The 13,668-nt window shown below is 64.3% G+C and carries 13 protein-coding genes and 1 pseudogene; 8 read left to right on the top strand and 6 right to left on the bottom strand.

The window, feature by feature from the left end:
• The 4 genes and pseudogenes from WAZ62_RS13570 to WAZ62_RS13555 form a co-directional block, all read left to right on the top strand.
• Window positions 1-258 (top strand): annotated as a pseudogene (locus WAZ62_RS13570) (rRNA cytosine-C5-methylase); the annotation flags it as partial.
• Window positions 259-303: 45 nt separating this feature from the next.
• A complete protein-coding gene (locus tag WAZ62_RS13565) occupies window positions 304-783 on the top strand; it encodes a tetratricopeptide repeat protein (protein ID WP_422644070.1) in 480 nt (159 codons plus the stop codon).
• Window positions 784-859: 76 nt separating this feature from the next.
• Window positions 860-2,440, top strand: a complete 1,581-nt coding sequence (guaA, locus tag WAZ62_RS13560; RefSeq protein ID WP_422644069.1) for a glutamine-hydrolyzing GMP synthase — start codon at window positions 860-862, stop codon at window positions 2,438-2,440.
• Between the two features lie 293 nt (window positions 2,441-2,733).
• The gene (locus tag WAZ62_RS13555) at window positions 2,734-3,990 is read left to right on the top strand and encodes a tyrosine-type recombinase/integrase (RefSeq protein ID WP_137859462.1); all 1,257 of its coding nucleotides are present in this window, start codon (window positions 2,734-2,736) and stop codon (window positions 3,988-3,990) included.
• Here the strand turns inward: WAZ62_RS13555 and WAZ62_RS13550 are convergent.
• Together WAZ62_RS13550 and WAZ62_RS13545 are read right to left on the bottom strand one after the other, a co-directional pair.
• Window positions 3,956-4,240, bottom strand: coding sequence for a helix-turn-helix transcriptional regulator (locus tag WAZ62_RS13550; RefSeq protein ID WP_278374492.1), 285 nt, complete (start codon window positions 4,238-4,240; stop codon window positions 3,956-3,958). The genes WAZ62_RS13555 and WAZ62_RS13550 overlap by 35 nt on opposite strands.
• Before the next feature lie 398 nt (window positions 4,241-4,638).
• Window positions 4,639-5,553 (bottom strand): LysR family transcriptional regulator, encoded by a 915-nt coding sequence (locus tag WAZ62_RS13545; protein ID WP_422644068.1) that lies wholly within the window; start codon window positions 5,551-5,553, stop codon window positions 4,639-4,641.
• 67 nt (window positions 5,554-5,620) lie between these two features.
• On the opposite strand from WAZ62_RS13545, the gene WAZ62_RS13540 reads away from it, so the two are divergent.
• From WAZ62_RS13540 to WAZ62_RS13525, 4 genes are all read left to right on the top strand, one after another.
• Entirely contained in the window at window positions 5,621-6,682 is a 1,062-nt protein-coding gene (locus tag WAZ62_RS13540) for a TIGR03571 family LLM class oxidoreductase (protein ID WP_422644067.1), read from the top strand.
• Window positions 6,675-7,820, top strand: a complete 1,146-nt coding sequence (locus tag WAZ62_RS13535) for an alkene reductase (RefSeq protein WP_422644066.1) — start codon at window positions 6,675-6,677, stop codon at window positions 7,818-7,820. Before WAZ62_RS13540 ends, WAZ62_RS13535 begins: the two co-directional genes overlap by 8 nt.
• 35 nt (window positions 7,821-7,855) lie before the next feature.
• Complete coding sequence (locus WAZ62_RS13530) at window positions 7,856-9,040, top strand: MFS transporter (protein ID WP_422644071.1); 1,185 nt, start codon at window positions 7,856-7,858, stop codon at window positions 9,038-9,040.
• A 364-nt stretch (window positions 9,041-9,404) separates the two neighbouring features.
• Window positions 9,405-10,331: a LysR family transcriptional regulator gene (locus WAZ62_RS13525; protein WP_422644065.1), complete on the top strand. Its 927-nt coding sequence runs from the start codon at window positions 9,405-9,407 to the stop codon at window positions 10,329-10,331.
• Between the two features lie 8 nt (window positions 10,332-10,339).
• Here the strand turns inward: WAZ62_RS13525 and WAZ62_RS13520 are convergent, their stop codons facing one another.
• The 4 genes from WAZ62_RS13520 to trbF are packed head-to-tail and all read right to left on the bottom strand — an operon-like array spanning window position 10,340 to window position 13,539.
• Entirely contained in the window at window positions 10,340-10,588 is a 249-nt protein-coding gene (locus WAZ62_RS13520) for a DUF2274 domain-containing protein (RefSeq protein WP_422644064.1), read from the bottom strand.
• 1 nt (window position 10,589) lies between these two features.
• Window positions 10,590-11,813, bottom strand: a complete 1,224-nt coding sequence (locus WAZ62_RS13515; protein WP_422644063.1) for a TrbI/VirB10 family protein — start codon at window positions 11,811-11,813, stop codon at window positions 10,590-10,592.
• A complete protein-coding gene (gene trbG, locus WAZ62_RS13510) occupies window positions 11,810-12,859 on the bottom strand; it encodes a P-type conjugative transfer protein TrbG (RefSeq protein WP_422644062.1) in 1,050 nt (349 codons plus the stop codon). The genes WAZ62_RS13515 and trbG overlap by 4 nt, the downstream gene beginning before the upstream one ends.
• The gene (gene trbF, locus WAZ62_RS13505; protein WP_422644061.1) at window positions 12,856-13,539 is read right to left on the bottom strand and encodes a conjugal transfer protein TrbF; all 684 of its coding nucleotides are present in this window, start codon (window positions 13,537-13,539) and stop codon (window positions 12,856-12,858) included. Before trbF ends, trbG begins: the two co-directional genes overlap by 4 nt.
• Between the last annotated feature and the right edge of the window lie 129 nt (window positions 13,540-13,668).

Here is a 13,668-nt window from a genome sequence, read left to right as displayed (position 1 = left end):
GGCCGGATCCTCGACGAGGCCGCCCGCCTCGTTCGCCCCGGCGGGCGCCTCGTCTATGCCACCTGTTCCGTCTTCATCGAGGAAGACGAGGATGTGGTCGCCGCCTTCCTCGCGAGAAACAGCGATTTCAGCCCGCTCGATCCAGCCAGCCTGCTGCCCGGCCTTGCCGGCGAGGGGCTGGGCATCGCGCTTGATCCCGAGGCGCAGGGGACGGATGGCTTTTTTGTGTCGGCCGTCACACGCTCTCGCCAAGGTTGAGGTTAGCATCCTTCCTGTCAGGTTTCAGGGGGGGGGGGGATGGGCATGAACAGCACGAGACTTATCGCGGCCCTTGTCCTGGTGGTGACCGCCGCCAGTCCGCCGTTGTCCGCTTATGGCGCCGGCACCGAGACAACCGTGCCATCACCCGCCGCCAGCCTCGATTACGCCGCCGGCAAGGCCGCGGTCGAGGGGCAGGACTGGGCGACGGCGGTCCGCCGTCTGAGCGCCGCTGTCCGGGCCGATCCCGCCAATGCCGATGCCGAGAATCTCCTCGGCTTCGCCTATCGCAAGTCCGGCGACTACGACGAGGCGCGGAAACATTACGGCAAGGCGCTGAAGCTCGACCCCGACCACAGGGGCGCCCGCGAATATCTGGGCGAAGCCTTTCTCGAGCTGAAGAACCTGGCCAAGGCGGAAGAACAGCTGGCGGAACTCGTCCGGCTCTGCCCTTCGGGCTGCGAGGAGCGGCAGGATCTGGAGCAGGCCATCGGCGCTTACAGGAAGGCCAATCCGGGCGGCTGAGCATTGCAGCTTTCTTGGGGGGCGGGGTCGAAAATGCCCGTTTACTACGGCCTGGCTTATCAGTAGCGTCCGCGCCATGTCCGACATTGCCCTTCCCCCCGTCCATTCCGCCACCGACACCATTCTGATCGTCGACTTCGGCTCGCAGGTGACCCAGCTCATCGCCCGCCGCGTCCGCGAAGCCGGTGTCTATTGCGAGATCGTCCCCTTCGCCAAGGCCAAGGAAGGCTACGAGCGCCTGAGCCCCAAGGCGGTCATCCTGTCCGGCAGCCCGGCTTCGGTGACCGAGGCGGACGGCCCCCGCGCGCCCGACGAGATCCTGAATTCCGGCAAGCCGATCTTCGGCATCTGCTATGGCGAACAGGTGATCTGCCACCAGATGGGCGGCAAGGTCGAGCCGGGCCACGACCGCGAATTCGGCCGCGCCCAGCTCGAGGTGATCGAATCCTGCCGCCTGTTCGACGGGCTGTGGCAGGCGGGCGACGCGCCCCAGGTCTGGATGAGCCATGGCGACCGCGTGACCGCGATCCCGCCGGGCTTCCGCGTCGTCGCCACCTCGCCCGGCGCGCCCTTCGCGGCCATTGCCAATGACGAGAAGCGCATCTACGCCGTGCAGTTCCACCCCGAGGTGGTACATACGCCGGATGGCGCCAAGCTCATCTCCCGCTTCGTGCACGAGGTCGCCGGCTGCAAGGCCGACTGGACCATGCATGCCTTCCGCGAGGCGGAAATCGCCCGTATCCGCGCCCAGGTCGGCAAGGGCAGGGTGATCTGCGGCCTGTCGGGCGGGGTCGATTCCTCCGTCGTCGCCGTCCTCCTGCACGAGGCGATCGGCGACCAGCTGACCTGCGTCTTCGTCGATACCGGCATGATGCGCTCGGGCGAGGCGGACGAGGTCGTGACCCTGTTCCGCGACCACTACAACATCCGCCTGATCCATTCCGACGCCAGCAAGCTCTTCCTCGAGAAGCTGGCCGGCGTGACCGACCCCGAGCAGAAGCGCAAGATCATCGGCGCCACCTTCATCGACGTCTTCGAGACCGAGGCGCGTTCGATCGGCGGCGCCGATTTCCTCGCCCAGGGCACGCTTTACCCCGATGTGATCGAAAGCGTTTCCTTCTCGGGCGGTCCCTCGGTCACCATCAAGTCGCACCACAACGTGGGCGGCCTGCCGGCGCGTATGCGGATGCAGCTGGTCGAGCCCCTGCGGGAACTCTTCAAGGACGAGGTCCGCGCCCTCGGCCGCGAACTCGGCCTGCCGGAAGCCTTCGTCGGCCGCCACCCGTTCCCCGGCCCCGGCCTCGCCATTCGCATCCCCGGCGACATCACCTTCGAGAAGCTGGAAATCCTGCGCAAGGCCGACAAGATCTATCTCGAAGAGATCCGCAAGGCCGGCCTCTACGACGAGATCTGGCAGGCTTTCGCCGTGCTGCTGCCCGTGCGCACCGTCGGCGTGATGGGCGACGGCCGCACCTACGACCAAGTCTGCGGCCTACGCGCCGTCACCTCGGTCGACGGCATGACGGCCGACAGCTACCCCTTCGAACACGCCTTCCTGTCCCGCGTCGCGACCCGCATCATCAACGAGGTCAAGGGCATCAACCGCGTCGTCTACGACATCACCTCGAAGCCGCCGGGCACCATCGAGTGGGAATGATTCAGACCCCTCCGAACGCCGCCGATTTTACGCTGAAGTACGATCTAACCAACTGAAAACAAAAATAAATTCCGTCTGCGCCTATCGACATCTATCGGTGGGCATAGATGGCGTTTGGCGGCCTCGCTGACGGGCCTCGCCCCCATTGATCAACCGGAAAAACGAAAGTACCGTCAGGAGAAATGAGGCTCATGACGGTACTTTTTTGATATAAGACGCTGAAGTATAAGCGCTTTCTACGCCATAGGCCTCCAAAAACCGCGTGACGGTACTTTTCCGCAAGGAGGCCCAAAATGTTGACCGATGCAGCACTCAAGTGTCTGAAACCAAAAGCCAAAATGTACAAGGTATCTGATCGTGACGGCATGTATGTGCGCGTCGCACCGTCGGGCGCCATCTCGTTCAGGCTCGACTATCGGCTGAACGGCAGGCGGGAGACCGTCTATCTCGGTAGGTATGCCCGTGACGGGATATCGCTCGCCAGGGCTCGCGAGTTATGCATCGACGCGCGGCGCGCGATCGCCGAAGGGCGGTCCCCCGCCATCGAGAAGCAGCGGGAGAAGCGCCGGATCAAGGAAGCAAAGAGCTTCGGCCAGTTCGGCGAGAAATGGCTGACCAACGCGACCATGGCTGATAGCACCCGCGCGATGCGCCGCTCCATATTCGAACGCGAACTCATGCCCGTCTGGCGGAATCGTCTCCTGACAGAGATCACTCCCGATGATCTGCGCGCTCACTGCGGCAAGATCGTCGAACGGGGAGCGCCAGCGACCGCCATCCATGTGCGGGATATCCTGAAGCAAATCTACGGCTTCGCCATTCTGCACGGCGAGAAGGTCGCCAACCCGGCCGATGACGTCGGTCCGGCCTCGATCGCCACCTTCACGCCGAAGGACCGCGCACTTTCGCCCGCCGAGATTCGCATCATGTTCAAACAGCTCGAGCATGTCGCGACATTGCCGACGATCCGCCTCGGCATGAAACTTTTCCTCCTCACCATGGTCCGGAAGAGCGAGTTGCAGGATGCAGTGTGGGACGAGATCGATTTCGACAACGCCGTCTGGACCATCCCGAAGGAGCGCATGAAGCGGTCGAAGCCGCACAACGTCTACCTGTGCCGACAGACGTTGGATATCATGATCGCGCTCAAGACCTGCTCCGGCAACTCTCGATACCTGTTGCCGTCCCGGTACGACGCGGACGCGCCGATGTCGCGCGCGACCTTCAATCGGGTCACCTATGCCGTCGTCGAACAGGCCAAGAAGGAGGGGCTGCCGCTGGAGCCTTTCACGGTCCATGATCTGCGGCGGACGGGCTCGACGCTGCTAAATGAGCTGGGCTTTAACAGCGACTGGATCGAAAAGTGCTTGGCGCACGAGGACGGGCGCTCATCGCGCGGCGTTTACAACAAGGCCGAGTATGAGGTGCAGCGCCGGCATATGATGCAGCAGTGGGCGGATACCGTGGATGCCTGGATCGACGGTCGGAAGCACGCCCCAACGCTTCTGCCGACAGCTATGCCTGTGATGGAGCTTGATCCCGCCCTTTGATCGGTCGGGTCTTGCGCTTGGTGACGTCGGGGTGCTGTGCTCGACGGATCGGGGCAGTCCGCCGCGCCGTCAGCCAGGCCTCGACCTCGGCGAGGTCCCAAACAATACACCGTGGCGAGAGCGCGAACCGACGGGGAAATTCTCCCCGCTGCTCCATTTCATAAATCGTGCTGTCAGCCATCGGCACGATCTCGCGCAATTGGTGGCGCCGGATAGTTCGCCTGATTTGGGGAGCTTCGGTCTTCGGCATTCTCAATCTCCTTCGTTGCTGAGGCGATTGAGACTGATAGATGCTGGTACTGGAAGCCCCGCCGAAATTCCGTGCGGTGTTTTCGGGCTATAGCGTACACATCGGCGGGTTTTGCCCGACTGCTAGGTGCAGAGTAGGAGCGAGCAGGCGCTGCTAGACGAGATCGAAACTTGCGGCGCCCGCTACCAGGAGGCGCATTCAGTAAACGCGACTCCCTTCAAAATCCGGTTCCGCAAGGAGTGTCGGTTCGATTCCGACCACCCGCACCACCTTCTATTCGGTAAATTTTTGGCGCCGGGCAGTTCGAATCTCTACCGGCCCACCAACCGCCAGTGCGCTAACGCCTCGTGCGTGCGGCGGCGGATCACATTGATCACCCTGCGAGGCATACGATCCGGCTAATGCTCTTTTGCCTCCGCCTTCATGTTATCGGTTAGGAAATCGACAAAGGCTCGAATGCGAGCCGCAAGATGCTCGTGCCCGACATAGACAGCGCTAACGGGCTCGATGTCGCCGGGATTGAAGTCCTCAAGCACCGCCACTAGCGAACCCGCCTCGATATCCGGCTCGATATGGTATCGGGCCAAGCGGGCCAGCCCCATGCCGCCGAGAGCAAGCCTTCGGACGGTTTCGCCATTGTTGACCCGCATCCGCCCGCGAAGCGGGGCGTAGGTCATTGTATCGTCTTCACGTTGACGGAACGGCCATTCGTGCATCGAGCGCCGGAAGTTGAAGCCGATACACTGATGCTGGGCGATGTCGGCCGGCGTTCGCAGTGGCGGAGCGCTTTCCAGATAAGACGGAGCGGCGACGACGGCATACCGGCTTTCCAATAGCTTTCGGGCTTTGAGACCGGAATCTTGTAGCGGTCCAACGCGGATCGCCACATCGGTGCGGTTCTCGATCAGATCGACCATGCCGTCATCAAGCGAAAGGTCGATTTCGATCTCCGGGAAGCGGGCGAGGAAAGCTGGCAGGAGCGGTGTTATCGCGCAGTGCGCAATCGGCACCGAGGCATTGACCCTAAGCAGCCCGCGCGGTGTGGAGCACGATCCCGAGGTGATGCTGCGCTCCGTATCGTCAATCTCGGCCAGCACATTGCGGGCACGCCGCAGGTAGATCTCGCCTTCCTGGGTCAGACTGAGCGAGCGGGTTGAACGGATCAGCAGGTTCGTCCCAAGTCGGGTTTCAATGCGGCCAACGACCTTGCTGACAGCCGAGGGCGAAAGGCCGAGCGCCCGACTTGCGCCGGCGAAGCTGCCGCGATCCACGGCCTCGACGAACACCTCCATCTCTCCGGCGCGGTTGTTCATGTCCGTTCATCCTTACTCACGAATTGATTTCACTAGTGACGTTCCATAATAGCCGATTATCGAGTGAATGGCGAGCAGTTACGGTGCGGGAATGGATACGCACTCCCGCTCCGCAACCGCACTCGATCTGATTAATCGTCCCGGCCAACTGACGCTGGGCATTGAACTGCCGCTCGATAACGATTGGTCTCCGGAAGGCGAAGCGCGCCGCGTCGCGGACGGACGCCCGCACGGCGTGCCTGATCTCTCCCGTTACCCGGAGTTGGTCCGGCAGATCGACGCCTCAGGATTTGCCGCCATCTGGATGCGCGACGTTCCGGTGTTCGATCCGCGGAACTTCGGCGACGCGGGCTCCATCTACGATCCCTTCGTCAATCTCGGCTTCCTCGCCGGGATCACGAAGCATGTCGCGCTCGGCACGGCAGGCATCGTCCTGCCGCTCCGCCATCCCATGATGGTAGCCAAGGCCGCCGCTTCCATCGATCACCTGTCGGGCGGCCGGCTGATCCTCGGCCTCGCTTCGGGCGACCGGCCGGTGGAGTATCCGCTGCTCGGTCTCGACTTCGAGGGTCGTGACGAGACCTTCCGCCAGAACCTTGGCTATATGCGCGAAGCCTGGAATAACGGCGGCTTGCCTCTTGGCGACGGACGCAAAGCCGCCGAACTCGACCTGCTGCCCAAGCCCAGCCAGCAAACCATTCCGACGATCATTGCCGGCAACGGCCAGCAATCCGACGAGTGGATCGCGTCCAATATGGATGGACGTTTTGTCTATCCGGGCGGCGTGGATCGAACGGCCGGGCAGGCCGCAGATTTCCGGCGGCTTCGGCACGCGGCTGACCTCGATCGTGGCGTATTCATCACCGCCTTCCATCTGGATCTTGCCGATGATCCCGGCGAGTTGCCGACACCCCGCAAGTTCGGCGCGCGCATCGGCCGCAAGCCCTTCCTCGACCATCTTGAGCAGCTTCGCGGTGCGGGCGTCGACCACATGGCCGTGCTGCTGCGACCCTCCCGCCGGCCGCTACCAGAGGTGATCGACGAATTCGCCCGCGAGATCCTGCCCAGGATCGGCAAGGCGACGGCCGGTCCACGTCCCAGCCCTGACAAGGAATTCGTCCATGAGTGAGCTGTTTCAGCCGTTTGAGCGCGGCGATCTGGCGCTGCGCAATCGCATCGCGATGGCGCCCATGACGCGGGCGCGGACGCGCAACGGGATCGCTGACGATCTCACCGCGACTTACTACCGTCAGCGCGCCAGCGCAGGCTTGATCATTACCGAAGGGACGCCGATTTCGCGCACGGCCGAAGGCTTTCTGTTCATCCCGGGCATCTACACCGACAAACAGATTGCCGGCTGGCGCAAGACCACCGAAGCGGTTCACGCGGAAGGCGGCGTGATCTTCGCCCAGCTCTGGCACGTCGGACGTGTGAGCCATGTTTCGAACCAGCCGGGCGGGATCGCGCCGGTCAGTTCGACCGGCAGGATCGCCGCCAACTCCCAGGCGTGGGGCTTACGCGACGACGGCTCTGCGGGGCCTGTCGATGTCTCCCCACCGCGAGATCTTTCGACCGAGGAAGTGCCCGGCGTGATCGACGATTTCGCCAAGGCTGCCGCCAATGCGGTCGAGGCGGGGTTCGATGGTGTCGAGCTTCACGGTGCGAATGGCTATCTGATCGAACAATTCATCAATCCGCTCGTCAACGACCGCACCGATGCCTATCGCGGCGACACGCTGGAAGGCCGCACCCGTTTCCTGCTTGAGACGATCGACGCCGTCATCGCCCGGATCGGCGCGGCGAAGACCTCGGTGCGGCTATCCCCGTTCGGCGGCCTCTTCGACATGGGAGCCTATCCCGAGACCGAGGAAACCTATCTCCACGTCGCCGACGAACTGTCGAAGCGCGGCATCGCCTACGTCCATCTGATGGACCAGCAATCGCGGGGTAGCACCGCCATCCCTTCGGCATTCCTCTCGCGGTTCCGGGACAGCTTCAACAGTGTGCTGATCCTTGCCGGCGGCATGACGCGTGAGCGCGCCGAACAACACATCGCCGATGGCCTGATCGATATCGCCGCTTTCGGCGAGCCATTCATCGCCAACCCGGACCTAGTCGCCCGGCTTCGCAACGGCTGGCCGCTCGCACAGGCCGACCGCGATACCCACTACGGCGGCGATACCCATGGCTACACCGACTACCCGACCTTTGCCCCCGACGCCACGCGTGCGGCCGCGGCCCAACCCGAGAAGGCAGATTCCCTTTGAATACGAGCACGAACAGACTGCCCGCCTTGTTGGCGATGATGGTCGGCGGATTCGCAATCGGCACCACCGAATATGCGAGCGTCGGCGTTCTCCCGCAGATTGCCGATGACTTCGGGGTCAATCTCGCACGCGCCGGGCTGGTCATCAGCGGCTATGCGTTAGGGGTCAGTTTTGGGTCGCCAATCCTCGCAGCCCTGACGGGAAGCCTTTCGCGCAAGACGCTGATGCTGGCGGTAATGGCATTGTTCGTGGTCGCCAATGCAGCAGCGGCGATGAGCACCAGCTATGAGGTGCTCATCGCCGCGCGCGTCGTCACTGCGCTGCCGCACGGCATTTTCTTCGGCGTTGGCGCGGCCATCGCCGCGAGTTTCGTTTCGGAAGACCGAAGAGCTTCGGCGGTGGCGATCGTGTTCGGTGGCCTGTCGATCGCGGTCGCGGCCGGCGTGCCGATAGCCACCGTCATCGGCCAGCGCTTCGGCTGGCCAATGTCCTATTGGTTCGTCGCGGCAGTGGGATTTGTGTCGTTCGTCGCCATGGCGGCGACCTTGCCCCGGAAGATCGACATCGCGCCGGCAGGAAGCCTCATGGACCAGATCAAGGTGCTCGGTAGCGGGCGGTTGCTGATGGCGTTCGGCATGAACTTCTGCGCCTGGGGCGGCACGTTCGTCGCCTTCGCCTATCTCCCCAGCATCCTCGCGGACATCACGGGCCTCAGCCCGAATGGTGTAGCCTGGATGCTTGCCCTCTACGGCGTGTCGGTGATCGTCGGCAACTTCCTCGGTGGTCGGGTGTCCGACAAGGCCGTGGTGCCGGCGCTGGTGCTGATGCTCGGCGCACAGGCGGCCGTACTGCTGATCTTCACTTTCACAGCTCCGTCCATGATCGGCTCGATCCTGACACTCGGTGTGCTCGGCGCACTCATGTTCTGCAATATTCCGGGTCTGGCGCTTTATGTCGTGCAGCTTGCCATGCGTTATCGGCCCGGAAGCGTTGACATCGCTTCCACCATCAACGTGTCGGCCGCGAATGCCGGGATCGCGCTCGGCGCCTTCATCGGCGGAACGGTGGCCGACTCCCGCCTGGGGCTGGGCGCTACGCCGTGGGTGGGCGCCGTCATGGTCGGCGTCGGCCTGCTGCTGACCTTGTGGAGCGGCTACCTCGACAAACGCGAAGCGCATCACAGCCGGGGCGAGGTCAGGCCGGCGGCAAGCGAGGCTTGAACCGATGCCTTGCTGCCTGGCTCCCACTCAGATTGAGAAGGAACGGCCGCCACGCGACGCGGCATGTCATTCAGCGCGGTTCGCAGCTCTGGCCGCGCTTGCGGCGCTGACGGCGCTCGTCTGCATCGTCACGCTAAAGCCGGAGGCTGCCGCGCGAAGGGAGTGAGTTGCCGTTGTCCTTTGCATGTCTCCATCACCGCAATGTGGTCAAGGTTGTCGGGGACGGCAGCCGTCACAAGGCAGTATTGGCGCTCGATGTCCAGGGATCGGCGGGCCGCATTTGCGATCTGAAAGTTGGGATCGGCGCTACGCAGTTCATTCGTCATCATGCCGGCGTCGGCCCCAGCTTTGCCCGGGCAGTGGTATGAGGAGCGCTGTTCGGCAGCTTCAGTACCTCATGGTCGCCGCCCAGGTTGGCAGCTTCAGGCGCGCCGCGCAAATGTGTGATGTCGACCAGTCGAATATCAGTCGTGCCCTCAAGCAGCTCGAGGATCATCTCGGCGTGACGCTGTTCGAGCGGACACGCTGTGGCGTGCGGCTGACCCCGGCAGGAGAGCGGTTCCTAGCGGAGGTCGCGCCGGCGCTTGAGCAACTTGAGTCGGCAAGGCGCTCCGCCCGTTCGACGCGCCGCGCTGAAACAGGCCTGGTACGCATCGGGATCCTGACCTCGCTGGCTGGCGGATTCCTGCGCCAACTGGTCCAAGCCTATACCGAGCGGCACCCGCGGGTCAGGATCGATCTGCGCGACGGCGGCCGGCGCGAGCACCTCGCGGCGGTCCGGGCTCAGCGATTGGATGTCGCCATCATCACAGGGGCGGATCCCGTTCCCGGATGCGAGACACGCGAGTTCTGGCGCGAGCGCGTCCATGTCGCGCTGTGGGCCGGCCATCCGCTTGCAGGAAGGTCCAAACTGGACTGGCCCGATCTCAAGACGGAGCACTTCATCGTCAGCCGCGGCGAGCCTGGCCCGGAGGTGCATGACTATATCGTTCGTCGGTCTGCCGACTACAGCACCTATCCCGACGTCGAGGAGAAGGCGGCGCTGCAAGATACGCTCATGAATCTCGTCAGCCTGGGACAGGGCATCACGCTGGTTTCGGCGGCATGGACCGCCGTCAAGGTACCCGGCCTGGTGCTGCGGCCGTTGACCGCTCGAGCCGATATCGTGCCGTTCAGCGCCGTCTGGTCAGCGGCGAATGACAATCCAGCTTTCTTGAGGTTCCTTCAGACAGCGCAACTGCTCGCAAGCAGTGAGCATACCGGTGCACAACAGCTCAGACCGGACGATTGAGACGGCGCCTATGCTTCTCCCGAGCTCGTTTTCTGCTGGCTCTGGCTCCTGCGCGCCTTGGCGAACCCGCGATCGGTCAGAATGAACCGCGCGACCATCGGCGCGATCAGCTTCAATGGATCGTTGATTTCCTGCTTGCTCTCGCGGGTCAGGATTTCAGCGTAAGCCACGAGATCACGATGAAGCGCCGCCGGCAGCTCGATCGTCACCTTCACCGGCTTGTCATCGACGATGCGACCAAGTTTCAGTTTGGTCATATCACCCTCCGTATGGTTCGAGCACGAGATCGCGAGTGACGATCACGCGCACCGGGAAGCCGGGCCGGATAGTGAGCGTCGGAGCGATATTGAGTTGGCGCCGGACGATCTGTTGGCCCGCATCATTGATCGTGTCCTGACCGCCGTTACGGATCGCCTGGATTAGTCGATCGTCATTGTCCACGGCGAGTTCGGCGCCGACGCTAAGCAGGGTTGAGAGACCCGCGGCTTTGGCGAGGTCCCACCAGTGATAATCGACGCCATCCTGCAGGCCGGCATAGCCTTCGGCGTCGGCGCCGGGCTGGCGCTCCAGCACGATCGACCGTCCGTTCGGGAAGATCAGCCGGTTCCAAACGAGCAGCACGCGGCTTTGTCCGAATTGGACGTTGTTGTCGTACTGGCCGATGATGCGTGTGCCTTGGGGCACGAGGAGGATGCGACCCGTCGGACTGTCATAGATATTTTCCGTCACCTGAGCGGTAATCTGGCCGGGAAGGTCCGAACGGATCCCAGTGATCAGCGCGGCGGAAATCACGGCGCCAGCCTGAAGGATGTTGGGCGACGCCGGGGCGGCGACGCGATCGGCAGCGACTGTGCGCCGATCGGCGGCCGCAGTGAGAAACGCGTTCTGCCGGTCCTGCGCCGTGGGCGTCGTCGGTGGCGGGGCCAACCCGAGGCTGGTGAGATCGGGTATCGGTTGCGCGGAAGGCGTTGTCTGGGACGGCGTTGCCGACGCCGTGCGGGTTTCGGTGGCGGCGAACAGCCTCGCCGTGCGTGCCGATTCGAGTTCCTGAATGCGCCGCTGCTCTTCCGGACTGAGGCCGGGGTTGGGCGGGACCACGCCGGGCGTCGGTACGGGCTGGCCGCGATTCTGTGCGTCAAGGATGGGGCGGCCAAGGTCGCCCGGAAGCGGCGGGCCCAGCTGAGGCACACCGCTATAATCGCGCGGCAGGCCGGCGATGCCGTCGGCTGTCGGGCGGTTCTCGGTCGAGAAAAGTTCCTCGTTGGGCCGACCGCCATCGCGGGTTTGTAGCGCATAGATGAGCGCACTGCCGATCCCGACGCTCGCGACCAGGCCGAGACCGGCCAGCACCTTTCTCGACAGTCGAGTGACGCGCGGCGGTTCGGCGCGCAGCCGCATCTGCGCAGGACCGACGGGCTCGCCGGTCAACGGCCGAGCCTCCTCGTCCGGACCTTCCTCTTTCCGGGGCTCCGTCTGGCTCACGACGCCGGTCTCCCATCGGTGCGCACGATCCGAACGCGCTTCTGGCGGTCGCCGGTGCCGAAGCGCAGCTCGGCGGCGGCGAAGAGCCTATCGACAATCATGTGATGGCCGCGAACCCGGTAGTTCACCAGTTCCGAGGTATTACCCTCGGGACCAACCACGAACAGCGGCGGCATCTCGCCCTGACCGATGCCGCGCGGGAACTCGATGAAGACTTGGCGGCCGTCGTCGAAGGCGCGCAGCGGCCGCCATGGCGCGCGGTCACCCTCGATCGCGTAGCGGAAGTTGACGTTGGCGAGATCGACGCCGGATGCGACCGGCTGCGCGGCTTCGGCCTGCTGGTTTTGGCGGCGCAGCGCGATGAGCTGGTCCTGCGGATACTGCCAGGACACCGAGGCCATATAGGTCCGCTCGGTCGAGCGAAGCTCCATATGGTAGGTGCGCAGGTTGGTGTTGATGACGAGGTTCGTCATCAGGTCGGGCCGCGTTGGCTTCACCAGGATATGGATCTGCCGTGTCGCCCCTGATCCGCTCTCGGTGTCGCCGATGATCCAGCGGACCGTGTCGCCGGCGGCGACAGGGCCGGAGCCGACGAACTGCTCGCCGGGCTGCAACGCAATGTCGGTGATCTGCCCGACGGCGGTGTAGACCTGATAGAGCGCTCCTTGCGTGAACGGGTAGACCTGCATCGAGTTGATGAAGCCGTCGCGCACCGGCTGGATGCGGGCTGCGGCATTGGCCTGGTTCACCCGCGCGGTCGGATCTGTGGGCTCGGACGCGCGCCGCGAAGGCTCCACGCGTTGCAACTGGCCGGGCAGCGGCAGCGGTCGCGGCAGCTCGACCACGGTGACCGGCGCTGGCGGATCGACGGTCTGCACGGCGGGGGCCGCATTGTCGTAGGAGATTTCCGGCGGCGGGTTGGTGGTGGCGCAGCCGGCGAGCGCCGTCGTTGCTAGTAGGACCATCGGGATTGCGGCTCTGCGGAGAGCCGGGAATACGAGTATGTGTGAAGCCGGGTTTCCGGCTTTACGGAAAGACGGCTTCATTGCCCAAGCTCCCGTGACCAGTTGATGGCGTTGACGTAGATGCCGAGCGGGTTCGCCCTCAGCCGATCGGCGTTGCGGGGGACTTGCACAACGATCGTCAGGATCGCGGTCCAGCGCGTGGTCTCGGCGAGTTGGCCGTTCTCGTAGCGGCGCTCGACCCAGGCGACGCGGAAACTGTCCGGAGAGGCGCGGATGACGCTGGAGACGTCGACGGCGACCTGCTGGCGGCCGACGCGCGTGAACGGGTCGTTCGAGCGGGCATAGTCGTTAAGAGCCATCGCGCCGCGATCGGTCGTGAAGTCGTAGGCGCGAAGCCAGTTCTGACGAACGATGATCGCGTCGGCCGGAATGCTGCGGACCTGCTCGATGAAGCGCGCCAGGTGGAAAGCGATCTGCGGATCGGTCGGACGGTAGTCCGCCTCGGCCGGCGCAACCGCCTGCGCCTGACCGAGCCGATCGACCTGCACCACCCAGGGCACGATGGTTCCGCGCGCCGACTGCACGACGAGCGCGGTGGCGAACCCGGCTGAGAGGATGAGGGAGCCGAACGCCATGAGGCGCCAGTTGCGGGCCTGCACGCGTGAGGCGCCGATGCGCTCGTCCCAGACCTGGGCGGCACGTTGATACGGCGTCTCCGGCTCGGGAGCCTTGCCGTAGTGGGTGGAGGGTCGTTTGAACATCAGCGATCGCCTTCGGACAGGTTGACGGAGGAGCCGCCGCCATGGGCGTCGCCGGAGCGGACGGCGTGTGCCGTGGCCTGGACGGCGTGGGTCATGCGTTGGGAGCGCCGCATCCGCTGCGCCCAAGCC

Source organism: Zavarzinia sp. (genome assembly GCF_049306435.1).
In the GTDB taxonomy this organism is placed as follows: domain Bacteria; phylum Pseudomonadota; class Alphaproteobacteria; order Zavarziniales; family Zavarziniaceae; genus Zavarzinia.
Note: the sequence above shows the minus strand (reverse complement) of the source record. Positions and strands in the feature narration are given on the sequence as shown.